The organism is Microcoleus sp. AS-A8 (assembly GCA_039962225.1).
Taxonomy (GTDB): Bacteria; Cyanobacteriota; Cyanobacteriia; order Cyanobacteriales; family Coleofasciculaceae; genus Allocoleopsis.
This window is the reverse complement of the sequence record JAMPKV010000042.1, coordinates 1-22895: the sequence shown is the minus strand read 5'-3', so window position 1 is coordinate 22895 and position 22895 is coordinate 1. Positions and strand designations below refer to the sequence as shown.

22 protein-coding genes are annotated in these 22895 nt (G+C 46.1%); 18 read left to right on the top strand and 4 right to left on the bottom strand.

Annotation, left to right across the window (positions count from 1 at the left end):
• Positions 1-160 precede the first annotated feature (160 nt).
• The 10 genes from NDI48_30990 to NDI48_30945 all read left to right on the top strand — a co-directional run bounded on the left by NDI48_30990 (position 161) and on the right by NDI48_30945 (position 11329).
• On the top strand, positions 161-1339 hold the full coding sequence (locus NDI48_30990; GenBank protein ID MEP0835596.1) for a DUF1624 domain-containing protein: 1179 nt from the start codon (positions 161-163) through the stop codon (positions 1337-1339).
• 96 nt (positions 1340-1435) lie between these two features.
• Positions 1436-2263, top strand: coding sequence for a 2OG-Fe(II) oxygenase (locus tag NDI48_30985; protein ID MEP0835595.1), 828 nt, complete (start codon positions 1436-1438; stop codon positions 2261-2263).
• A gap of 327 nt (positions 2264-2590) precedes the next feature.
• Complete coding sequence (locus NDI48_30980) at positions 2591-3979, top strand: O-antigen ligase domain-containing protein (GenBank protein MEP0835594.1); 1389 nt, start codon at positions 2591-2593, stop codon at positions 3977-3979.
• Between the two features lie 519 nt (positions 3980-4498).
• Positions 4499-6118: a cellulose-binding protein gene (locus NDI48_30975; protein MEP0835593.1), complete on the top strand. Its 1620-nt coding sequence runs from the start codon at positions 4499-4501 to the stop codon at positions 6116-6118.
• A gap of 247 nt (positions 6119-6365) precedes the next feature.
• Positions 6366-7550: a glycosyltransferase gene (locus NDI48_30970; GenBank protein ID MEP0835592.1), complete on the top strand. Its 1185-nt coding sequence runs from the start codon at positions 6366-6368 to the stop codon at positions 7548-7550.
• 104 nt (positions 7551-7654) lie between these two features.
• Positions 7655-7885, top strand: coding sequence for a hypothetical protein (locus NDI48_30965; protein ID MEP0835591.1), 231 nt, complete (start codon positions 7655-7657; stop codon positions 7883-7885).
• A gap of 127 nt (positions 7886-8012) precedes the next feature.
• Positions 8013-8969, top strand: coding sequence for a beta-1,6-N-acetylglucosaminyltransferase (locus tag NDI48_30960; protein ID MEP0835590.1), 957 nt, complete (start codon positions 8013-8015; stop codon positions 8967-8969).
• 203 nt (positions 8970-9172) lie between these two features.
• Positions 9173-10207 carry a glycosyltransferase family 2 protein gene (locus tag NDI48_30955; GenBank protein MEP0835589.1) on the top strand — a complete coding sequence of 345 codons (1035 nt, stop codon included), beginning with the start codon at positions 9173-9175 and terminating at the stop codon, positions 10205-10207.
• 41 nt (positions 10208-10248) lie between these two features.
• Complete coding sequence (locus NDI48_30950; GenBank protein MEP0835588.1) at positions 10249-10830, top strand: serine O-acetyltransferase; 582 nt, start codon at positions 10249-10251, stop codon at positions 10828-10830.
• Positions 10823-11329, top strand: a complete 507-nt coding sequence (locus tag NDI48_30945; protein MEP0835587.1) for a serine acetyltransferase — start codon at positions 10823-10825, stop codon at positions 11327-11329. The genes NDI48_30950 and NDI48_30945 overlap by 8 nt, the downstream gene beginning before the upstream one ends.
• A 7-nt stretch (positions 11330-11336) precedes the next feature.
• Here NDI48_30945 and NDI48_30940 read toward each other — a convergent pair whose 3' ends face one another.
• Positions 11337-12251, bottom strand: coding sequence for a glycosyltransferase family 4 protein (locus NDI48_30940; protein ID MEP0835586.1), 915 nt, complete (start codon positions 12249-12251; stop codon positions 11337-11339).
• A gap of 774 nt (positions 12252-13025) precedes the next feature.
• Here NDI48_30940 and rfbC point away from each other — a divergent pair.
• From rfbC to NDI48_30925, 3 genes are read left to right on the top strand one after another with little or no spacing between them, the layout of a single operon-like run.
• Positions 13026-13571, top strand: a complete 546-nt coding sequence (gene rfbC / locus NDI48_30935) for a dTDP-4-dehydrorhamnose 3,5-epimerase (GenBank protein MEP0835585.1) — start codon at positions 13026-13028, stop codon at positions 13569-13571.
• Complete coding sequence (rfbD, locus tag NDI48_30930) at positions 13568-14470, top strand: dTDP-4-dehydrorhamnose reductase (protein ID MEP0835584.1); 903 nt, start codon at positions 13568-13570, stop codon at positions 14468-14470. Before rfbC ends, rfbD begins: the two co-directional genes overlap by 4 nt.
• A complete protein-coding gene (locus NDI48_30925; GenBank protein ID MEP0835583.1) occupies positions 14467-15540 on the top strand; it encodes a glucose-1-phosphate thymidylyltransferase in 1074 nt (357 codons plus the stop codon). The genes rfbD and NDI48_30925 overlap by 4 nt, the downstream gene beginning before the upstream one ends.
• Before the next feature lie 342 nt (positions 15541-15882).
• On the opposite strand, the gene NDI48_30920 is transcribed toward NDI48_30925, so the two are convergent.
• Positions 15883-16173 carry a hypothetical protein gene (locus tag NDI48_30920; protein ID MEP0835582.1) on the bottom strand — a complete coding sequence of 97 codons (291 nt, stop codon included), beginning with the start codon at positions 16171-16173 and terminating at the stop codon, positions 15883-15885.
• Positions 16174-16326: 153 nt separating this feature from the next.
• Positions 16327-16587, bottom strand: coding sequence for a hypothetical protein (locus NDI48_30915; protein MEP0835581.1), 261 nt, complete (start codon positions 16585-16587; stop codon positions 16327-16329).
• A gap of 288 nt (positions 16588-16875) precedes the next feature.
• Here NDI48_30915 and NDI48_30910 point away from each other — a divergent pair, with 288 nt between their 5' ends.
• From NDI48_30910 to NDI48_30900, 3 genes are all read left to right on the top strand, one after another.
• Positions 16876-17019: a hypothetical protein gene (locus NDI48_30910; protein MEP0835580.1), complete on the top strand. Its 144-nt coding sequence runs from the start codon at positions 16876-16878 to the stop codon at positions 17017-17019.
• Between the two features lie 241 nt (positions 17020-17260).
• Positions 17261-18028 (top strand): hypothetical protein, encoded by a 768-nt coding sequence (locus NDI48_30905; protein ID MEP0835579.1) that lies wholly within the window; start codon positions 17261-17263, stop codon positions 18026-18028.
• Positions 18029-18298: 270 nt separating this feature from the next.
• The gene (locus NDI48_30900) at positions 18299-18478 is read left to right on the top strand and encodes a ssl1498 family light-harvesting-like protein (protein MEP0835578.1); all 180 of its coding nucleotides are present in this window, start codon (positions 18299-18301) and stop codon (positions 18476-18478) included.
• A gap of 134 nt (positions 18479-18612) precedes the next feature.
• Here NDI48_30900 and NDI48_30895 read toward each other — a convergent pair whose 3' ends face one another.
• Positions 18613-18774: a hypothetical protein gene (locus NDI48_30895; GenBank protein ID MEP0835577.1), complete on the bottom strand. Its 162-nt coding sequence runs from the start codon at positions 18772-18774 to the stop codon at positions 18613-18615.
• Between the two features lie 847 nt (positions 18775-19621).
• Here NDI48_30895 and NDI48_30890 point away from each other — a divergent pair.
• Entirely contained in the window at positions 19622-20530 is a 909-nt protein-coding gene (locus NDI48_30890; protein ID MEP0835576.1) for a TetR family transcriptional regulator, read from the top strand.
• Between the two features lie 171 nt (positions 20531-20701).
• On the top strand, positions 20702-22591 hold the full coding sequence (locus NDI48_30885) for a pentapeptide repeat-containing protein (protein MEP0835575.1): 1890 nt from the start codon (positions 20702-20704) through the stop codon (positions 22589-22591).
• Positions 22592-22895: the final 304 nt, after the last annotated feature.

The following is a 22895-nucleotide window of genomic DNA, read 5'->3' as shown; positions in this document are numbered from 1 at the left end:
CTTATAAAAACAATTTGCGGTTTGAACTCGATAGTTTAACCCGTAACTTAAATTAAATGAAAGACTTAAATATTCCCCCTTATTTCGTGTTATCAACAAAGCTAGTGGGATTAAGCCAGATAGCACCTGTATATAGATGTTTAAAAATGTCTAAAATCTTATGACCGACAAAACTAAAGAGAGGGTTCATTGGCCAGAACTCGATGTTTTACGTGGCTTGGCAGCGCTCCTGATGATTGTGAATCATGCGGGATACAAGATACTTGCCGAAAATCTAACTGATAGCGGTTTGGCGGGAAATTTATTATTTATTAGTAGTTTTGCTCCGGTACTTTTCTTTTTTGTAACGGGTGTTGGGTACGGAGTTCAGTCGAGTCAGAAAAAAAAGGCGAGTCATTGGTCTGCCATCCTGAATAAGGTATTTATACTCGTGCTGGCGGATTTATTAATGCACTGGAGCGAGGGGAGATGGCTGGGACTAGATTTTCTTGGGTTTATCGGTCTTTCGAGTTTAGTGCTGGAGTTTGTTAGGCGAACGAAATCACCACTAACGTTTTGCCTTGTTGGTTTTATTGCGATTTCCCTGATGCGCTATTTGCTGGGGCCTGTTATTCAGAACCTTGGAGACGCGCAGCAAGAGTGGGGACTACTGAATTGGATATTTGGCACTAAAGACACGCCAGGGGTATCTTATCCCCTTTCACCCTGGATGGCTTATCCGTTTGCCGGCTACATTATTGGTGTTGCTGCTATGCGTTACAGGGGCGTCATCGAAACCAAAAGAGTGCGAGTCATTTCGGGTTTATTAATGCTTGCAGGACTTCCCGCGATCGCTGGCTTATTCTTAGCACAACGTGGAGCTTCCTTCTTCCGTTGGGGAACGGTGGGTGTGGGGTTTTACGTCGTGAGTTTTGCTGTGATTTTGGTCGGTCTTGCTGCGTCATTGATAATCTGTGGCAACCCCAAGTTGAAAATTTGCCAAGATGCATTATCGCTGCGGGGTATTGCTTCATTGGCAGTCGTTCCCCTACATTACTTCCTGATCTACTTGACAGTCAAAGCAGGTGCAACGGGGATGGATTTGTTCAGGTATAGCCTGATAGCTATACTTGTCTTGGCTGGGAGCTTTTTCTTAGCACGCTCTGTGGAAAACCTTAGCCAGATCATTCGTCAAGTCAAAACACAGAAAGTTGTCTGGGTTGGACTTGTAGCCATGTTTGTATTGGCAGCTAGTCTAACCTTATTTTATAGCCAACAAAGTGCATCTCTAGCTCTTTTTCCCAGAACTTTGGGTCAACTTGCCCTGTGTCTACTGTTTGTCGTTCGCTGGCCCTTCTAGTCAGGAGTTTACGACTCGTTTACCCGAATGTACCCAATTCATTTTAGTCACTGAAAGTTCTCCATTCTCACTTTATAAACCTTCTCGGAGGAGAATATGAATACAAATTTGATGTTTCGTGTTGACGCCGATAAATTAAAAGAATTGGCGCTTAAATATCGGGAAGATTATGCCAATGCTAAGCCATTTCCGCATATCGTTATCGATAACTTTTTCCCGGAAGAGGTCTTAGAGAACATCCTGTCTGAGTATCCCAAAGCCGGTGATATTGATTGGCAAAAATTTGAAAATAAATCAGAAAAGAAGCTGGCGAACAAACATGAGCGGTACATGGGAGACAATACACGCGCTCTCCTATATCAATTAAACTCTTCAACCTTCATTAGTTTTTTAGAAACTCTGACAGGGATTGATGGCATCATCCCCGATCCCCACTTTGAAGGGGGGGGACTGCATCAGATTGAAAGAGGCGGCTACTTAAAAGTTCATGCTGATTTTAATCGGCACACCAAAATGCGACTCGATCGCCGATTAAATCTTCTCCTGTACCTGAACAAAGATTGGAAAGAGGAATATGGCGGTTATCTAGAACTCTGGGACACGGCGATGACTGGATGCGAGAAAAAGATTCTCCCCATCTTTAACCGATTCGTCCTGTTCACAACCACCGACTTCACCTATCATGGACATCCTGAACCATTGACTTGTCCAGAAGGGTGGACGCGGAAGTCATTGGCGCTTTACTACTACACCAATGGACGCCCTGCTTCTGAGGTAACAGGCAAAGAGCATTCAACCCTATTCCAGGCTCGACCCGGAGAGGACTTAAAGGAAAAAACCTCAGGGATGGACATCAAAAATCTTCTAAAGAAGTGTGTTCCTCCTATCTTGCTTGATGTGCGAGATGCCCTAACTAAGCGGTAAAAAATTGCAAAAATCAGGAATATTCAGACCTGACAAGTCTCTTTAATCGTCTTCCCTACTCGGTTACTGAGACCACATGAATTGCCCTGATAATCGGCTCAGTAAGAAGAGCTTATCTCCGCTTTTAAAAAGTTTCAGATGCCATTTTTACCATCGCTTTAATAAATGAGTAGGGTTATACGGGAAGCAGGTGGACGGCAGTCAACTGAATAAACTGACTTATAACTCAATTGGATTAACCCGTGCATCAAGCGGTACTTCCTAGAGTTTGACCCACCTGATTCTCTTTTTGAATGCTCTGTTCCTGTTCGCATTCTCCCAAAGCCCATGCCCCCTGTTGTCGCCCTTGCTCTATTCGGATTTATTCCACTCGTTCTTTATCTGTTTAACCGATATCCGGCTCAGCGGGCGGTTATCGTAAGCTTCGTTGCCGGGTATCTATTCTTGCCACAACCCGGATTTGTAGGCACATTGGCACTTGTGTCCGGTCTCCCACCCTATGAAAAGATGTCGGCACTGAGCTACATCGTTCTACTGGGAACTGTTCTGTTTGCGTCAAACCGAATCAGTTCGTTTCAACCCGGTTGGATTGACCTGCCGATGCTGATCTGGTGCCTATGCCCAACTGTTTCACAAATATCCAACGGTTTGAGTCCAATCTCGCCAACTACCCTACAAATTATCACTTGGGGAGTGCCTTATTTTCTGGGTCGAATCTATTTCAATGACCTAGCTGGACTGCGCCAATTGGCGATCGGCATCTTCGCTGGTGGAATGGTCTACATTCCGTTGTGCTTGCTGGAAATGCGGATTGCTCCGACACTACACCTGAGGATTTACGGATACCATGCCCGTCCGGACTTTGGTCAAACCATGCGTTACGGGGGATATAGACCGACTGTGTTGTTGGAACACGGACTTTGGGTGGGCATGTGGATGATGGCGGCAACCCTGATTGGGCTTGTGTTGTGGCGAACTGGAGTCATCAAGAAATTCTGGAATTATCCGATGAATTGGCTCGTGCCTGTGTTATTTGTCACATTTATCTTGGTCAAATCCACAGGGGCTTACCTCTATCTGGCGATGGGAATCGGCGTTTGGTTCACAGCCAAGTGGTTACGCACAGCGCTACCCATATTGCTTCTGGTTGTGATTATGTTTGGCTACATCCACATAGCTGCTACGGGCAGTCTTTATAGGAATCCTCAAGTCGCTGCCTTTGCTGCCACGGCAAATTCTGGTGGTGATAACGAGCGCGCTCAATCCTTGGCATTTAGAGTTTATAACGAGGCGATGCTGTCACGGAAAGCACAGCCGAGGATGATGTTGGGATGGGGTGATTCCGGTGGAAACCGCGTGTACGATGAAACGGGCAAGGATATCTCAGTAACCGACAGCTTGTGGATTATTGTCTATGGTCAAAACGGCATAATCGGTCTTTACACTTTTATGACTATGCTGTTACTACCTAGTTTGGTCTTTTGTCTTCGTTATACCCCTGGTACGTGGTCTAACCGTAAAGTTGCACCAGCCGCCAGTCTGGCATTGGTCTTAATTTTTTACACGTTGGACAGTCTTTTGAACGCTATGACTTGCCCAGTCTTCATAGTTGTTAATGGGGGACTGGCAGGACTGATACTCAAACAGCCAGAAACCAATAAAGTAAGAAGCACTCGCGCCTCGCTTCAAAAGCGTTCCTTAGTCCAACAAAGATAAAACAAGCCGAATTCAGCAAAACTTTTGCCAATTTATGGAAAAGAAGTTGCCTTGGAGTTGTAGAAATTTTCCTCCCTAACTTTCGCCAGGTATCGGAGCGTGTAATCTTGCGAATTTCCAGCCTCTTGTTGGCAGGATGGATGTTAATTCTACAAACTGTCCGGATTCTTCAATTGTTCCGAGTGTAAACTCGATTAGGGTAACGACTCAGCCAGTAACTTTATTATTATTTTTTCTTCAAAAATTTATAGTTGTCCAAAACCAAAAACGAAGTTATAGTTGATTTGACAAAAAATAAAAATTATTGTAGAGGATTCATTGATTTCCTTGAAAAAAAATCAACTTCTAGGCTTTGTCACGGGATTTTTAATCTTTGTTTTTCTCATTCCGGGATGTTTTTCTTTAAAAAGTAATCCTTCTCAAATAAACAGTCAGATTGAGACCTCAACTCCTCAGGTCGAAAACCCAGTCACTCTTGCGAAAAGAACTAATTTGCCGAATTCTCTTTCCCCTTTGGGAGTGAATCTAAATAGCATTAACGACTGGTCAACTCAGTTCCCTTTCTTGGATGTCTTTAAATCGGCGCGAAAGTGGATTACTCAAACAGACAGCGAGTGGGATACGAATGAATACAATCTCTTAGATTTAGATAGCAATGGCTGGGTTAAGTCTTTGCCTAGTCCTGGTGGCTCTGCTAAATACACAAGAGTCCGAACGCTATTCAATGTGACGCAGCACGCTCCTGGCGATAAATATGTCGTTCTCTATGACGGGGAAGGCACGATTGAATATCAGTTTAACGTCCAAAAAGATGAAGCGGCATCTAAACCGGGTCGAGAGATTATTAACGTTACTCCCAGCGATAATGGAATCCACTTAATCATTACGTCTACTGACCCCAAAAAGACAGGTAACTATATTCGTAATATCAGGGTTATTCAAGCCGAATACGAAAAATTATATCAGAGTGGAGAACTATTTAATCCCGTTTTCCTCAAAAAAATTAATAAATTTAATACGTTGCGCTTCATGGATTGGATGGCCACTAACTTTTCCGAACAAAAAGACTGGTCATCTCGCCCTAAACCCACAGATTATTCTTGGGCGATTAAGGGATGCCCCTTAGAAGTGATAGTGGCTTTGGCGAATAAAATCAAAGCCAATCCGTGGTTTACCATGCCCCACCAGGCAACTGAGGATTACATCACCAAATTCGGTCAATATGTCAAAGAGAAATTAGACCCGACGCTAACCGCTTACGTCGAATTTTCTAATGAGGTTTGGAATTTTTCCTTTGAACAAACGCAATATGCCCTCCAACAAGGTAAAGCCAGATGGGGACAAGATAAAGGTGATGCTCACATTCAATGGTTGGGAATGCAAGGGGCCAAAACCTGTGATATCTGGAAAAAACAGGTATTTGGGGACAGTCAAAAACATCGTGTGAACTGCGTGCTGGCAACTCAAACGGCTTGGAAAGGGTTAGAAGATCCTCTTCTCGACTGTCCCTTATGGGTAGCTGAAGGAAACGCGCCTTGTTATCAACATGGGATTGATTCCTATGCCATAACGGGTTATTTCCATGCTGGACTCGGATTAAGTGAAAACGCAAATACAGTCCTGTCTTGGCGCAATGAACCCGATAAAGGATTCAGCAAAGCCTTTCAGCAGATTAGGACTGGGAGTGTCTTCAAAACCGATGATTCTGTTGCCAACATTAAAAGTCTCTTTGACTATCATGTCAGCGTTGCCCGAAAGAAGAATTTGAAGTTAGTAACGTATGAAGCAGGCTCCCACATTGTCGGCATAGGAGAAGCCCAAAACAACGACCCATTAACAGAATTCTTGATTGCGATTAACCGTCATCCGGAAATGTCCAAAGTGTATCTCGAATTACTCAACAATTGGAAGCAAGCAGGAGGAACCCTCTTCAACCACTTTGGTGATATAGGCGTACCAAGTAAATATGGCAGTTGGGGAGCGTTGGAATATGTGAGTCAAAACGGTTCACCGAAATACAATGCCTTGATTGAATTCATTGATAAAAATCCTTGCTGGTGGGAAGGCTGTGCCAAAAATTCAGCTCAAAGTCAAAAAGGAGAAAATGCATCCCTAATCTCTCCGAGTCAAATCAACTGATTGGAGGCAAGCTAGCATTTATTGATAGGGTAGTAAGTCAGTGATTGTCGGAAATCTGTACAATCTGCGTGAGGCTTCGGTTTCTCCAACGGAGTACGCTGTTCTCGCAACGCTCTCGCGTACTGAAAACCAAAGCTTAGTTTTGACAGTTGATTATGATCAAATCCTTAGTACTCAACCTTGTTTTTAACAACTTTCGATGTTAGTGATAGAGGCTAGAAATTCTATAAATGAAAGGTCTAAACCAATGTCTAAAACACTGCGAGTCCTATATGCGGCAGGCCCTGGGGATGTGATTGAAACCTATCACCATTGGGTTGCAGAGCGAGACGATCCATCCCAAGTTTCAATTACTTATTCCAGTCAGTTCTATGATGTTTGTCGTGCAATGGATGCACAGGGTTATGTGATTTCCTCAAGTGGGGAAAAGAAGTTCTTGCGTGATGAGCAGTTTACCCTCGAACATCGCCCGATTCCGTTTCGCTTTTCGTCAGGTTTGCTCTATCACTTCGGTCAGTTGTGGTATGGGTTGGGTTTGATTGTCTCCGCTATCCGTTCACGAATCAACGCGGTAGTGGTGGCGGATGGAACCACGCACTGGTTTGTCCTGTCTCTACTTTCTGGGATGGGAGTGCGAGTCATTCCATCCTTACACTGCGTCCTTTGGCGTAAGTACGCCCCCCCAACCCAGGCAGAGAAATGGTTTTTAAAACTTAGCCGTCATTTGTTTATCAATCAATGCACGGCTATCTTAACGGCGTCGGACGAGATTTCTGAGCAATTAGTTGAGCTTACAGGCTCTCAGCATCTGCCCCTCGTGCTATTTCTCCCCACTTACCGTCGAACTGAATTTGCAGAAATTAGCGAACCGGATGAAAATCGTTCGCCGTTTCGGGTGCTGTTTGCAGGGCGAATTGAGTCAAACAAGGGAGTTTTCGATCTGCTAGAAATTGCCAAGCGTTTCGCCCAAGAGGGGAGACAGGATATTTCCTTCGATGTTTGTGGCATCGGTTCGGCATTGGAGGAATTACGGAAAGCCGCAAAGCAAGCTGGTGTCGATTCTCAGTTTGTCTGCCATGGTCACTGTAACAAATCACAAATGCGGGAAATGTTTAACCGGGCGCATGTTGTGATTGTGCCGACAAAAACAGACTTTGTTGAAGGCTTCAATCAGGTTGTGGTAGAGGGTGTTTTATCAGGGCGTCCAGTCGTTACTTCAGCGGTTTGCCCAGCACTATCATACGTGAAGGAAGCCGTTGTGGAAGTTCCTCCGGATGACATCCAGGAATACGGTAACGCCTTGCTCAAGTTGTGTGATGACCGCAGGTTCTACGGCGAAAAGCAACGGAGTTGCCTGACATTACAAGAACAATTTTATGACAGCTCACGAAGCTGGGGTGCTGTGCTCAAGTCCGTTCTTGTAGGAATTTAGAGGAAAAAATCCTCGAATGCAAGAACTCTCAATAACGGTTAGCAGGCGTGAAATTGCGATCGCTGTTCGCCAAACCCCCATTCTTCTTTTAGGAGACTATAACAGTGTCCCATCCGATTACCTTTGTCTGCTGCGTTGAATCCGGATTACTGGAAAATCAGACTGTACGAATGATCGAGAGTCTGCGCCGTTGGGGAGGGCGGTTGCGAGAGTCTCCCATCTTCGCCGTTACACCCCGAATTGGTCCTCCCTTGTCTCGCCAAACACACCGAGCCTTTGAACGGCTTGGTGTAGAGTATCTCCGTTTTCAAGCCGAAAAGAAGCGAAATTTATGAATTTGTGCAAAATTCTCTAAAAATATAAGCCATTAAGGTCTAGGATTATGTCTCTCTTTTTCGGCAACACAACTTCCTTAAAAATGGTAATTTTTTCAACAATTATTTTTTTGAATTTCTGTGAACCATGAAACTCGCTTATCTAATTTTAGCCCATCGTTACCCCGAACAACTCCTCCGTCTAATTGAGTCGCGGAATACCGAAAACACGGTATTTTTTATTCACATCAACAAAATGACGGATCAGAAAACTTACGACCAATTCGTCAAAGCATTCAGTCATCTGCCCAATGTTCGCTTTATCAAGCGAAACGTTATTTACATGTTCGATTTTGGACATACCCAAGCAACTATTCAGGGCATCAAAGAAATCATTGAAAGCCAGATTGATTTTGACTATCTCATCCTTGGTACTGGGCAAGATTACTCGATTAAATCTAAACGCTACATCGAAAATTTTTTCCAAGAGAACCAAGGAAAAATTTTCCTAGATTACATGGACAATACAGTAATCACTGATGGTCTTTGGCCGACCCGGAGTGCGGATAATATCAATTACTGGCATGTTCGCTTATGGAAATTGCGTTTTTTATTTTTTGGTTCACTCAACCTTACTTCTCATAATAGATACTGTAATGCCAACAAAACGTGGTACAAAATCTTAGAGTTCTTCTGGTCAAAAATCATGCCATTGTTTCCCTTTAAGCGCAATTTTCCAGAAGGATTTACGCCCTATAGGGGGTCTGCCTATTGGTGTTTTCCTAAGGACTGTGTAGAATATATTTATGATTTTGTCAAAAACAATCAATCATTTGTTAACTATTTCAGGTATGTCGATGGACCTGATGAAATGTTTTTTCAGACTATCCTGTTAAATTCCCCCTTGAAAGAAAGAATCGTTAATGACAATTTGTTCTTGATAGATTTTGAAAATCCCAACCCAACTCGTCCTCGCGTTTTTGAAACAGGCGATTTTGAGAGATTGGTTAACTCTCCCCAATTATTTGCTCGCAAGTTCGACGCGACCAGGGATGTAGAAATCCTCGACCGGATTGAGCGAGAATTCTTGCAGGAAGCTAAATAATTTAGAGCAGATTGATGCGAGTGAAACCGGGTCAATAATTGTTCTTTACTAAATTAATGTTTCCTGCTGATTGCTCATGAAATTCTCGCCCCTTGTCCTTCCTTCGTGAGAGCGGAACCCAGAAAAACCTTCTCGCCTCATCTGTCATTATTGGATTTATCTCCCATCTTGCCTAAATTTGAAACTTTTAGAGAGAACGACCTATGTCTGACTCCACTCAGCTTGATAGCCCAACCCGTTTACTCGTCGTCATCGTTAACTACCGAACCCCTGGCTTAACAATTGACTGCTTGCACTCCCTAGTCAGTGAGGTGCGATCGCTCCCTCTAACCCGCGTCGTGATTACAGACAACGCATCTGGCGATGACTCTGTTGAAAAAATTCAAACCGCGATCGAAAACGAAGGCTGGGGGGACTGGGCGTCTTTTCAGCCTTTAGAACGGAATGGCGGATTTGCCTACGGCAACAACGCCGCCATTCGTACCGCACTCTCATCACCCAATCCACCTCCCTACATTCTGCTCCTCAACCCCGACACCATTGTTCGCCCCGGTGCTTTACAGGCACTCGTCGATTTCATGGATGAACACCCCAAAGTCGGAATTGCCGGTAGCCGTCTGGAAGACCCGGATGGCACCCCACAACGCTCGGCGTTCCGTTTTCACTCAATATTTAGTGAGCTAGAGTTTGGCTTGCGGCTGGGCGTAGTCTCGAAGATATTGAGCAACTGGATTGTTGCGCCTCCGGTTTCGGACGAAACTTATCAAACCGACTGGGTGGCAGGAGCCAGCATGATCGTCCGCCGCCAAGTGTTTGAAGAAGCTGGCTTGATGGATGAAGACTACTTCATGTACTACGAAGAAATGGACTTTTGCCTGCAAGCGAAAAGAGCCGGATGGAGCTGCTGGTATGTCCCAGAAAGTCACGTTGTTCATCTGGTAGGTCAAGCCTCCGGGGTAACCGATACCAAACGCCCCCCGAAGCGCCTGCCCCAGTATTGGTTTGATTCCAGAGAACGGTACTTTCTCAAAAATTATGGTTGGCTGTACACCGCCGGAGCGGATGCCGCCTTGATTGTCGGTTTTGGGTTGTGGAGGTTGCGCCGGGTGATTCAAAGCAAACCCGACTCCGATCCACCCAATTTCTTAAGTGATCTCCTGCAAAACAGTGTGTTTCTCAAGGGTAGAGAGCAGCCCCCTCAACTTGTCCAAAACACAGCCGGGATAGGCAAGCCTTAAATCCTCCTGAAAGAAAATATACGACGCCGCCGAGGTAAATTATGGTCGCACAACCAGAGATTACATCCAGTGTGAAGGAAGAGGAAACCACAGAGCTTGGTTTGTGGCAACAGCTCAAAGAAGACTGGATTGCTCATGGAAAGGATTGGACTAAGCCGGGATTTCGAGCCGTAGCCGTTTATCGCTTCGGCGTCTGGAGAATGAAAATTAAACCGATATTCATAAGGGCACCCCTTAGCATCCTCTACCGTTCATTATTTCGCAAAATCCGCAACAGCTATGGGATTGAATTGCCTTATAGTGCTCAGCTCGGTCGCCGCGTGGTCATCGAACACCAGAGTTGTATTGTGATTCATGGGGATTGTGTCATCGGCGACGATTGTATTATCCGCCAAGGAGTGACGATGGGAAATCGTTACCTGGATCGTCCGTTCGATGCCCCCAAATTGGGTAAGCGTGTCAACGTGGGGGCTGGAGCCAAACTTTTTGGCAATATCACCATTGGCGATGACGTGAACATCGGAGCCAATGCCGTGGTGCTATCAGACATTCCTCCAGGAAAAACAGCCGTAGGCATCCCCGCGAAAATTCTCAGATCCCAAAAATCCCAAGACCATGATTGAATCGCTTGAATCACCAACAGCTCCTGCGATTTCTGCCACAGAGCCTGATTGGAGCCGCGAAGCCTGTAGCCGCGGGTGGGACCCCAGCCGCCAGCTACTCAAATCAATTCGCGAGTATCAAAAGTGGCAAAAACGCGGTGGAATACTCGGTGGTTTTTTCTGTAGGTGGAACGTTCTCCAACATCGATTCTGGAGCGTTATTGCTGGCTCGGATATTCCCATAAACTGCCAGATTGAAGGAGGACTGCTCCTAACCCATCCCATTGGGGTTGTGATTCACCCCGATGCCACTATTGGTCCCAATTGTTTGATTTTGCAACAAGTAACCGTTGTTGCTGGGGTAAAAATTGGTGGTCATGTCGATATCGGTGCAGGGGCGAAAATTATTCGTCCTGTGACTATCGGTAACCATGCCAAAATTGGGGCGAATGCGGTGGTACTCCATGATGTACCGGAGGGAGCTACAGCGGTTGGGATACCTGCCAAAATTATCAACTGAGGAGTTTTTAAGCGGCTTTGAGCAGTTCTTGCATCGACGCCGCACGTCTAGCTGCCACCTTTTCCCAGGTAAACTCCTGAACCCACTGACGCCCCGACTCCCCAAACTTTTTGCATAAGTCTGGGTTATTGGCGAACTTACGCAAGGCTTCTACCCAGGCGTCCTCCTCATAAGGGGGAAGAACCATGCCATCAATCCCATCTCGGACAACACCACCTGCTCCCATCGGTGACATGAGCATGGGTAAGCCATGTGCCATCGCTTCATAGGTTACAAGCGGACTGCCTTCCTCCAGACTCGGAAAGGCAAACAAGTCGGCTTCGCGATAGGCAGAGGCATAATTGATACTAAATTCACGGCGAATTACATCAGGACGTGCCAGAAGATCACGACACGTTTCGGCGATCGCAGGTTCAATTTGACCAAAAATAATCAGTCGTCCCTTTTTAATATTTGCTCGCTCCCAAGCCCGCAAAAGCAAGTGAACTCCTTTTCGGACACCAACAGTGCCCAAGAAAAGAACTGTAAACTCATCTGTTGGGGGTTTTTCAGCATGAATCGTCGGAAACCGAGTGGGACACCACCCATAACTGGTTGGGATAATTTTCTCGTCTGGAACTCCGGCTTCCTGAAACGATTTGATAACTTCTGGACTGCAACCCCAAATGAAATCAGCTAACTCTAATTCAGCTTGCTCTGCCTGAATTTTTTCTGGAGTAATCCCGTGGTTAGGAGGGATTCCCAACCGAGCGTAAGCCTCATCAAGAATCCGTTTAGAATTCCCAACATAAGTGTTAATACGCTCCAGAAAAATGGGTTTGCCAATCTTTTTTGTTTTCTGAAAGACATCTAATGTAGTACCAGGCCAAATGTGGGCGGCATCAAAATCCTTGAGCTCTCTTAGGAAACGCTTTTCTGCCATCGCTATGGGAGCCTCACAACTTCGATAATAAAACCATTTGAGCAATCGTGGAACGCTTTCAACAAGATTAGAACCACGGCAGTGTGGTTCGCAATTGGGAACAACCATTCGTGCTTGAACATTTGGTCCTTGCCAGTACTTGCACAAGGAAAAAACTGCATGACTGACAGCTCTATTTGTGCAGTAAATTGGGAACAAAGAAAGCAGTTTTAACATAACCAATATTTCCAAATTAACAACAAGCTAAAATTCAGGATTTTGGGAACAGTAAACTCAGCTATTCTCTTACAAATTAGTTTCTACAATACAGACAACTTTACCGAATCTTGTGTTGTCTTCCTTCATCGTTATTATCGGCTACTGAGCTACGAATGTAGGTGTTCTCGCTACCACCAATTCTCCAGAATTTCGGTTCTAGAGCGCTGACATTTTTCACCCTGAATCTTTTCACGTCGCTTACTGGAGGTACTTTACCCCAACTCACTCTATCAAAGAATGCTACGCAATTTGTTTTGGGGTCAGCATTCATCTCATCGCCAAACCAAAGATTTAGCATGAGCCTTCAGCTGACACTTGCCAGCACTTTCTGGGTTGCTAAGATAGAGTTTGATCTCCTCAGTGAGTTTGCATTCCTCTAGGTTAATAACATCTACCCGCCCAATTGTCGAACTATTCGGCAGCAGGCAAGTGCAAATTGATCGAATATAATGACGTGACGCGCTAACCCGAAGCGTTAAAAATTCCGGTTGGCGTACTGGGAAATGAGAGTGCTTAATGAATATTATCCCGACTAAGATTCCAGACGTTCTGATTATCGAACCGCGAGTCTTTGAAGACCAGCGTGGTTTCTTCTTAGAAAGTTACAACTCAAAAGCCTTCTGCGAAAAAACAGGAGTAGACGCTCCGTTTGTCCAAGACAATCATTCCCGTTCCACTCAAAATGTCCTACGTGGCTTACACTACCAAATTCAACAACCCCAAGGGAAATTAGTGCGTGTAGTCGCCGGAGCGATATTTGATGTGGTCGTGGATCTGAGAAAAAGCTCTCCAACCTATGGTCAATGGGTTGGGACGCTAATCAGCGCCGAGAACAAGCAACAGCTATGGGTGCCTGTGGGATTTGCCCACGGCTTTTGTGTTGTTTCGGAATTTGCTGAAGTCTTGTACAAAACAACCGATTACTATGCTCCTCAGTATGAACGATGCGTCATCTGGAATGACCCCGATTTAGCGATCGCGTGGCCCCTTGAAGAAACCCCCATCGTATCCGCTAAAGACCAAGCCGGTAAGTCCTTTAAGGAGGCAGAGATGTTCCCATGAGGCGAATCTTACTCACGGGTTGCACAGGCCAACTCGGTCAAGAACTGCAACGAACCCTAGCTCCCTTGGGGGAGGTAATTGGGGTCGATCGCTCGACGGTGGATTTGTCTCAAGAGACCACCATTCGTCAGCGTCTAGTTGAAATCAAACCTGACGTGATTGTTAATGCCGCCGCCTACACGGCAGTTGACAAAGCAGAGACGGAAACGGAACTGGCTCAAGCCATCAATGCTACGGCACCTACAGTCATGGCTCTTGAAGCTCAGCAGCTAGGAGCTACCCTAATTCACGTTTCGACCGATTATGTCTTCGATGGTGGGAAAAATACACCCTACACCGAGGACGATGTCACCAACCCCCTTGGTGTCTATGGACGAACCAAGCTCGAAGGGGAGGAAGGGATTCGCCAAACCTGCACAAACCACCTGATTCTGAGAACCGCTTGGGTCTATGGCAGCCTTGGCAAGGTTAACTTTGTTAAAACAATGCTGAGGCTTTTCGCAGAACGCGAAGAGGTTCGTGTCGTCGCCGATCAGGTGGGTTCCCCCACTTGGGCGGCTGATCTGGCTCAAGCGATCGCCACACTGGTGTCCCAATCAAGCCAAGATCCAGCACAGCCTAATTTCCCAACGGGGACGTACCACTATACCAATAGTGGTGTTGCCAGTTGGTACGACTTCGCTGTTGCCATCTGTGAGGAAGCCAAACCCCTAGGCTTCCCGTTAAAAGTGCAGCGAATCGTGCCGATCGCAACGGCGGACTATCCCACACCAGCTCAGCGTCCGGCTTATTCGGTGCTGTCTGGGAAAAAGATTTCAGCCGTTTTGGGAAGCCATCCTCCCCATTGGCGACAGGCACTTAGACAAATGCTTCTAGAACTTTATTCCTATCACTCATGAAAGCAATTATTCTTTCGGGCGGTAAAGGCACGCGCTTGCGACCCCTTACCTATACTGGGGCAAAGCAACTGGTTCCTGTTGCAAATAAACCCATTTTGTGGTATGGGATTGAAGCCATTGTTGAAGCCGGAATCACCGATATCGGGATTATCATCAGTCCAGAAACCGGCGGCGAGGTCAAAGCCAAAACCGGCGATGGAGAGCGATTTGGAGCCAAGATTACCTACATTCTTCAAGACCAACCCGCAGGATTGGCTCACGCCGTTAAAATCGCCCAGCCTTTCCTAGGCGATTCCCCCTTTGTCATGTACCTGGGGGATAACCTGGTTCAAAGCGAACTCAGCCTATTCTTGGAGAAGTTTAACACCAAAAGCCTAGATGCCTTAACCCTACTCTGCCCTGTGAGTAATCCCAGTGCTTTTGGTGTGGCGAAGGTGGATGAAGAGGGGCGAGTGTTGCAGCTTATCGAAAAACCTAAAGACCCTCCCTCGAATCTGGCGCTGGTGGGAATTTACATGTTTTCTCCCACAATCCACCACGCGATCGCCAATATTCAACCCTCTCCCAGAGGTGAACTGGAAATTACCGATGCGATTCAATACCTGATTGACGATTCTTCCAAGGTAGAAGCCTATCAACTCAAAGGCTGGTGGCTGGATACCGGGAAGAAAGACGACTTGTTAGAAGCCAACCGGATTATTCTGGATACCTGTCTCAACTCAAACATCCAGGGTGACGTTGACGAGCAAAGTCAGGTGATTGGACGTGTGCAGATAGGCAAAGGATCGACGGTGAAAAATTGTACGATTCGCGGCCCCGTGACGATTGGGAACGACTGCAACCTGGAAAACAGCTTTGTTGGACCCTACAGCAGCATCGCTGACAACGTGACCCTGATTGAGGCTGACCTTGAGCATAGCGTGATTTTGCAGGGAGCCAAGGTGGAGGGCATTCACCAGCGGATTGTGGACAGTGTGCTGGGACAACGGGCGCATTTGAAGATTGCCCCCAGACGCCCTAAAGCTTTGCGGTTCATGATTGGTGACGATAGCCAGATTGAGCTGTCTTAGGGTTTGAATGAGGTTAATTCTCAGAAAGACAACCAAATTTTAGCCGCGCCGACGATTCAGTAATGATGTAGGGGCGAAGCATTCGTGCCAGGATTTATGAATTAATCCCGGATTTATATTCACGAATGCTTCGCCCTGTGAGTCGTAGGAGGGCGAAGCATTCGGATATAAAAATCTTGGTTGAGTCACAAAATTAATCGTCCGAATGCTTCGCCCCTACATCATTATTCAGAATAGGTGGGCATTGCCCACCCTACAATTGCTTACTCTGAAAAAATATACTTTTGCATTATGAATCAATGAGTTTTATCAGCCTAGATACCCATCTAGAGAACCATTGGATTAAGCAAGGCGATCAAGTCCACCTTCAAGAAGATTCTTGATTGCATCTCCAAAATCAGCGCCCTCCTTTGCTTTGGCAAGTTCATCAAAAATGTCTCCATCAGGAGGCTGTTGAGTTAAAACTTCGCGTTGTAAAGTGTAGAAGTGGGTGTACACACCTTCAGTTTCCAGTTCAGCCGTCACTAGGCGGAAACCCTGAGCACCTAGGTAATTTAGAAATTCGTGCATAGTCTTCACTTTGGGCTTAAGGCGCTTACCATTCACATAGAGATTCATGATCTCATTGGTCATTCCTCGTCCAAGAAATTGCACACGAATCTGAAGGACTTGGTAAGCCTTTCTCATTGTTGCAGAGGTAGTAGATATCATTGTGCCAGTCATAGTTAGTACTCCTTTTCCTTCCTGTTAATTATTTGTTTTGTAAAAATAGCTGTCCAGCAGCCACTATCGACAGTCTAAAGATTTTTTTACTTCGTAGTTGATACATGAAGGGAATCCGCTTGATTTGACATCTGAAGTTGTTGAAATATCAATTTGTTCAATAAAATGCCCTCCTACATAGTGACTTCCTTTGCCGTGACTATTGGTGCCACCAACCCGATGACTTCCCTGACGATTTGCTGCTTCAGCAGGAGTTACAAACAAAGAAGAAACGAGTAAAGCCGCCAAACCAATAAGCAGAACCTTTTTCAGAAAATTAGCCATGATGTTTTAGCTGTTTCCATTGGGATTACAGCTTTATTAAAAGCTTTTGGAGCTTGAAAAAACATGTGGATTTCACTGATTTTTTCTCTACCCCAGAAAATAGATTTTGTGATATTTCAGTAAATTTACGGTTTCCCCCCAAAACCCGATCGCACCCCATTCCCCCATTTCCCCCCAACTGCGGTAAAATCAACCCAACAAAGAAATAACGCGCCCCGGATAGGTGTTGAGCGCACCTACTCAGGACGACTACCCCTCCCATGTAACAGTCATGAAAGGAGCCTAATTATGGTGTCAAAAAATCGACACAACCACCATTCCGTAAGCCTTCCAGCCGATTGGATCTTACCGAAAATCCACCTAGAACAACTCCTCCAGGCAACAACCGCCCTCCCCGACACAACACAGATTCAGACGGGCGAGATTCCCTGACCGCAAATCCTTAATTAATCCACCAATGCAATAACCCTGCCTCCCGGTAGGAAGCTTTGGCATGGGGCGCTTTCCCCGAAAAAGACCCCTCCCCGACACTCTTGAAGGGAGTCCGGCTCCCTCTTGTTCCCCCCGAACCCAAGGGGGGTTAGGGGGGTCAATGGGGGGTTAGGTTTTCACGCGCTCTCCTTGCTGACTGACCATAGCCAGGAACAAGATTTTCCACCTATCCCGACCTCAAATGAATTCTTTCAACTGGACAAGAAAACACAACAAATTCAGCGTACAGAACCGACTCACCCCCACCGCCAGAGAACTCTGGCAATGGCTCCTCGATGAAATACCCGAAGGCAACAGCGAAATCATCGACCTGCGCGACTTCAACAAATGGGTTAAAAGAACACGCGGTTTTCCCCACGACCCCAAAACCATCAAACGTGCCGCTTCTCAGCTTAGAGACAAAGGAGTCCTCACCAACGCCAAAGGCTACACCCCATACCTCTGGAAGTGGACACTGCAACCCATTCGCGTACTCGTCCCCCCCCCTTTTCGCCGTCCGCAGAAAAGAGCAATATTTCAGCCACCAATTCCCGATTTAGACCCCTCAAACCCTGAGTCAGTAAAAACCGAGCCTATAACAACAACAACATTTCTAGATTTAGATTTAGAAGACGCCCAAGAAAATGCCCAAGAACAGGAATTTGAACAAAAATTAGAAGCTTGTCAAAAAGCCGGCATTTACTACTTACCCAAAGACGCTAACTTTTTGCGTAACTTTTCCTTTTATGAAGTCCTTCAGGCAATCAGCTACTTTTTGAACCATCGTGAAAGAGTTAACAAACCAGAAGGATGGTTTAGAGTCTGCCTCGAAGACCATTGGGTCGAAAAACAAACCGAACGGCATCAACTTCAGCTTGGGTGGTCTACGGCGGGCTTATTTGAGGCAATACGCTATTGCAACAAAATGATGAAGAATCTTACAGACAATCTAGAAGCTGAAAGCTGTTGAGGCTCACTTTGCGGCGGAGTCTCACGTTAACCGCTCGATTCTTAGTTTTCCTCCGCCCATCGGTGAAAATTCAGTTAAATCGGTAATGCAGTACTTAATGCAGTAATGCAGTAATGCAGTAATGCAGTAATTCATTGGGAGTACGATGCGAGTACTTAAGCCACGCTTATTGGAGGGAAAGCGAGAACAAATACCTTAACTCTTGCTGTTCTGTAAATTACTTGTTACATTTATTTACATAAGGAAAGCGAAGCGCGAGAGATACACGATATGTACACCACTGTTAATCAAGAAGGTATCCTGAACAACTACGCTCCCGAAACCCCGACTTACTACGCCGAGTACCCCTCCCAAGAGCAACAGCGTCGCTATGCTTTTCAAGGAGCGATCGCCACACTCCTCGTGAGCTTCTTGGTTCTAACAACATTGGCTGCCAGCTCTATCGGGTAACGCTTCCACTCTTCAAACAATCTTAGTCGCATCTCACAATTGGTTCTTCGTAATCTCCCTACCCCAGTCTGGTTGCTGGGGTTTTTTTTACGCACACAAGCAATTCAGCCCACTAACTTTTTCCCGTGGGACTATCAGAGAACCTTAATCAGGAACCGAACTAGCCAACAGGACAATAAAGCTACTGTTTCGCCCACCACAAAAGCGATATAGGGGTTGACACCTCTTGTACAGATCAAGATGGCAACCAGAAAACCGACAGTGTAGGGCAGTGTCACTTCAACAAATCTGTTCATCGTTTACCCCCTAAAAGCGGGGAATGCCCTACTGCTTCATGCGTTGTGAAAGCGTCCGAGGCAAGGGTTAGTTATCAGTCAGAAGCTAGTTATACAAGAAAACAAGCCAGAGACATTGTAGAAGACTTCAGGGTGTGAAGTCCTGTAGATTTCCTGCTGAGCCTAGTCGGAATTCTACTTCCTTTTTAGGAAGTCATAGCTTCTGATCTCTGAAATCGCTCGTTGTACCCCAAATAATTCACCTTTGCTCTGTAAGTTATCTGTAGGCTTTTGAACTGATGCCCTCTCCGATGGTAGATGCGAAGAGGGCTTTTTTCGTGATATATAGCTGTTTGCCCTTTCTCCTCATAGGTTTGAGGTTCACGGGTTATGGCGCAAGCTCGCTTGCGTTGGCAGGATGTCACCTTACTAGTCTGTAAGAGATAAACTTTCTATATATGTAGAATCGTCACTCAGTCAGTTGAACGAGTAGGCGGCTTATTTTTGATGAAGTCATCAGCTGTGTGATTGCAATTCGGGGCATCGCCCTTTCAGGCGATAGCACTCTCAGGGTGAGCAGCTCTTCAAAACAGCATTTCGCTGCGCCAGTGGCTCACACCTCACTTCTTTCTTTGTTCTGAAGTTGAGAGTGCTGATCAATTGAGTACGTTTTTGGGGTTGATGATTTTGGCTCTCGTCAGTTCTCAAAAGACTGCTGAGCAAGGGTTTCAGCTAGAGTAACCGGAGAAATCATCCCGATTCCCCCTTCAGGGTGCGGAATGTGTGATAGATGTGCAGTTTTTGAAATTATGGGTGCGCTACGCGAGAGAGACCAGTTACCACGCTTCACAGCTTGGAGCGGTTGAAGATGACCAGTTACCCCCTTAGCAACGTTTTACTACCCGCTGTCATTATTTCGAGTGCTGTTTTTTCGACTTTGACCTTACCCTTTGCCTTTATCAAGAAAGAACCGTTGGTTGTCGAACTGCCGCCTCTGTTTAGTGGCGAAATTCAACCGCTCTTTAATGGCGAACATAAAGATGTGGCCATTCCCTATATTGGATTTTCCATTGTTGTCAGTGTCGGTGCAGGCATGGCTAGTGTTGAGGTCACTCGGAGATGGAACGCTTACCGTGAATCTGCGCTTGCTCAAAAGCAGGAGCAAAATTCACAGCCAATTTGGTCAGGGCAGGGAACACAGCCAGGAGCCATAAACTTGGCAGAATACCGACCCGAAATTTCGGCTCTAGACCTTCCTCTGACGGATGATATTTTTCCAAATCAATCTCCCACCACTCCTGATGGTAGCCCTGAAACTCCAGTCATTTTTGGTGAAAATTCAGACCAAGTGGTTGATGCCACTCAATTTGGTCAGTTTAAACTGAATCTACCTCATCACATCGCCACCTTCTCTACCTTTTCTGAACAACAGAATTTATCTTCCGCACTGGATGAGGATAATTCGGTTGAGAAGAGAGTTTCTCTTAATGGTAAAGAGTCTGTTGTTCGAGATTTGGATTTAGCGGACAGTAAAATTCTCGAATCCCGAACTCTGTATCAACGCTGCCGAATCAAGGTGCCCAATTTAGAAGGACGCTTATTAGCTATTCTTTTTGAGGGTCAGTACTACAGCTTTTTCAGAGCCGAAACAACGGAGGAGAAAGTTTTAGAAATCCTCGCTAAGCTAAGCCATAGAGTTCAAAAAACCGTTATTACTAAAACAGAAAAAGGTTATTTTATCTGGGCTTGGGAGCCTGACGTGAAGTATGAAGTGTGAAGTATGAAGTATGAAAAGTTGGTGACGGCGGTTAGGTTCCTACTTCAGCTTTCATACTTTATATTTCAGCCTTCCGTTGATGAGTAGCCCCTATACATGGAGCAAGCTTTTCTCCCGTCGCGACGCCTCATGGAAGAGAACTCTTGAACTACAGCCTCAAAATTAAATGATATGGATGCTGACGAATTAGTAAAGCGATATACCGCCGGGGAAAGAGATTTTAGTGGAACCGACTTAAGTAAAGCCAACTTGAGTAAGGTAGACCTCCAACGAGTCAGTTTATGGCGAGCCAACTTGAGTAGAACAAACCTGACGAGTACTAAGCTCACAGGGGCAGATCTATTGGGAGCCAACCTGAGTGAGGCTAACTTGAGTCATGCTGTTCTCTGTGGCGCTAACCTGAGTGAGGCTAACTTGAGTCATGCAGTTCTGCAAGGAGCTAATCTTCAAGCCACGCTCTACAATGAAGCCACTGTTTTTCCCCAAGATTTTGATCCCGTTAAGGCAGGAGCCTATTTAATTGCACCTCAGGCCATACTTACGGGAGCAAAGCTCAGTGGGGTAGACCTGAGTGGAGCCAATCTTAGTGGTGTGGACTTGAGTCAGGCAGACTTGTGGAAAACCAATCTTCGAGAGGCCAATTTGAAGGAGGCTTGCTTTAGAAGCGCTTGCTTAATGGGGTCTGACTTAAGCGAAGCAGATTTGAGTGGAGCAGATTTGAGCGGCGCTAACTTATTGGGAGCCAACCTGCGTACCGCTAACCTAAAGGACATCAACCTACAAGAAGCACTTTACGATGAAGCGACTCAGTTCCCCCAGGGTTTTGAACCCGACTCGGCAAGCGCGTACTTGATTGGGCCTGGTGTGTCCCTTCCACAGGCCAATCTCAGTGGAGCAAACCTCAGTGGTATTGATCTCCAGGGCGCAGACTTGTCTGGAGCGAACTTAAGTCAGGGAAACTTGTTTGGAATTGCTCTGGAAAAAGCGAATCTGAGTGGAGTGAAGTTCAGTGGAACTATCCTCTGGGAGGCTGCGCTCAGTGGTGCTGACTTGAGAGAAGCTTTGCTCAATGGAGCCGACCTATGGCAGGCTGAGTTAGAAGGAGCCGACCTCAGTGGAGCTGACTTGAGAAAGGCAAACCTATTTGGGGTAGACCTTGCAAGGGCGAACCTTGATGAGGTTATTCTTACTGATGCTCTCTACAATGAAGCGACTCAATTCCCAACAGACTTTGACCCTAGAGAGCAGGGGGCGTACTTAATTGCCCCAGGTGTGTCACTCCAAGGTGTCAATCTGAAGGGCACTGACCTCCGGGGAGCGGATTTAAGTAGAGCCGATTTGAGGAGGGCAAACCTATTGGGGGTGAACTTTCGATCTGCTTCCCTCCATGAGGTCAATCTTACTGATGCTCTCTACAATGAAGCGACTCAATTCCCTAAGGACTTTGACCCCAGCAAACAGGGAGCTTACTTAATTGCTCCAGGTGTGTTACTTCAAGGCGTAAACCTGAAGGGAGCCGACCTCAGTGGAGCTGATTTGAGGAAGGTTAACTTGTTTGGTGTGGATCTCCGCTTCACCACCCTTGAAGGTGCAAACCTTCAGGGGGCGTTCTATGACGAAGCGACTCAATTTCCTTCAGGGTTTGAACCTACTCAGGCAGGGATGTACTTAATTACTCCTGGTGGATTACTCCAAGAAGCCAATCTGAGTAAGACGAATCTGAGTGGCGCTGACTTAAGTAAGGCCAATCTGAGTCAAGCAGACCTGACGATGGCTGATTTATGGGGAATGAACCTGAGTGAGGCTGACCTCACGGGAGCTAATTTAGCAGGAGCCAATTTATGGGGAGCTAACTTAGCAGGTGCGAATTTAAGTGAGGCGAATTTGAGTGGTGCGAATCTAGAGGAGGCTGACCTGACGGGAGCAACTTTGAAGGGCATAGACTTGAGTACTGTTGATCTAACACAAGCCAGTTTAGGTGGGGCAATCATGCCCGATGGAACCATCTATAACGAAAAAAATCCTTCTTTCAACCAGCTTCCAACTCCAGAGCCCCAGTAACTTTACGTGACGTACCCAGCCCAGAACGGGAGAGGCGGCGTGGGCTTCCTGTTTCATCTGCCGATGTCACGTTGGGAACTCATTGCTGAGTCTGGAACTGAATCCAGTGATTTATTAGCATAAATTTTTAAATTTGTCAAAAAAATCGGCGATACACAAAAGCCTCTTGCTCGATGTGGAGAAAGAGGCTGTTGTGTGATGAATGACCTGGCATCGAGCTATTGTCCCGTGGGGTGACCCCCAAAGTATCTTGGCCGCTGCAACGTTTCACCTCCGAGTTCGGGATGGAGTCGGTGTGGTTCCA

Bases quoted from the DNA above. Each gene is read 5' to 3' on its own strand.
- NDI48_30945 (MEP0835587.1), top strand. From the start codon at position 10,823: ATGATTGAATCGCTTGAATCACCAACAGCTCCTGCGATTTCTGCCACA.
- NDI48_30960 (MEP0835590.1), top strand. From the start codon at position 8,013: ATGAAACTCGCTTATCTAATTTTAGCCCATCGTTACCCCGAACAACTC.
- NDI48_30900 (MEP0835578.1), top strand. From the start codon at position 18,299: ATGTACACCACTGTTAATCAAGAAGGTATCCTGAACAACTACGCTCCC.
- NDI48_30925 (MEP0835583.1), top strand. From the start codon at position 14,467: ATGAAAGCAATTATTCTTTCGGGCGGTAAAGGCACGCGCTTGCGACCC.
- NDI48_30990 (MEP0835596.1), top strand. From the start codon at position 161: ATGACCGACAAAACTAAAGAGAGGGTTCATTGGCCAGAACTCGATGTT.
- NDI48_30890 (MEP0835576.1), top strand. From the start codon at position 19,622: ATGACCAGTTACCCCCTTAGCAACGTTTTACTACCCGCTGTCATTATT.
- NDI48_30920 (MEP0835582.1), bottom strand. From the start codon at position 16,173: ATGACCAATGAGATCATGAATCTCTATGTGAATGGTAAGCGCCTTAAG.
- NDI48_30980 (MEP0835594.1), top strand. From the start codon at position 2,591: ATGCCCCCTGTTGTCGCCCTTGCTCTATTCGGATTTATTCCACTCGTT.
- NDI48_30950 (MEP0835588.1), top strand. From the start codon at position 10,249: ATGGTCGCACAACCAGAGATTACATCCAGTGTGAAGGAAGAGGAAACC.
- NDI48_30970 (MEP0835592.1), top strand. From the start codon at position 6,366: ATGTCTAAAACACTGCGAGTCCTATATGCGGCAGGCCCTGGGGATGTG.
- NDI48_30905 (MEP0835579.1), top strand. From the start codon at position 17,261: ATGAATTCTTTCAACTGGACAAGAAAACACAACAAATTCAGCGTACAG.
- NDI48_30915 (MEP0835581.1), bottom strand. From the start codon at position 16,587: ATGGCTAATTTTCTGAAAAAGGTTCTGCTTATTGGTTTGGCGGCTTTA.
- NDI48_30910 (MEP0835580.1), top strand. From the start codon at position 16,876: ATGGTGTCAAAAAATCGACACAACCACCATTCCGTAAGCCTTCCAGCC.
- NDI48_30895 (MEP0835577.1), bottom strand. From the start codon at position 18,774: ATGAACAGATTTGTTGAAGTGACACTGCCCTACACTGTCGGTTTTCTG.
- NDI48_30940 (MEP0835586.1), bottom strand. From the start codon at position 12,251: ATGGCAGAAAAGCGTTTCCTAAGAGAGCTCAAGGATTTTGATGCCGCC.
- rfbC (MEP0835585.1), top strand. From the start codon at position 13,026: ATGAATATTATCCCGACTAAGATTCCAGACGTTCTGATTATCGAACCG.
- rfbD (MEP0835584.1), top strand. From the start codon at position 13,568: ATGAGGCGAATCTTACTCACGGGTTGCACAGGCCAACTCGGTCAAGAA.
- NDI48_30885 (MEP0835575.1), top strand. From the start codon at position 20,702: ATGGATGCTGACGAATTAGTAAAGCGATATACCGCCGGGGAAAGAGAT.
- NDI48_30985 (MEP0835595.1), top strand. From the start codon at position 1,436: ATGAATACAAATTTGATGTTTCGTGTTGACGCCGATAAATTAAAAGAA.
- NDI48_30955 (MEP0835589.1), top strand. From the start codon at position 9,173: ATGTCTGACTCCACTCAGCTTGATAGCCCAACCCGTTTACTCGTCGTC.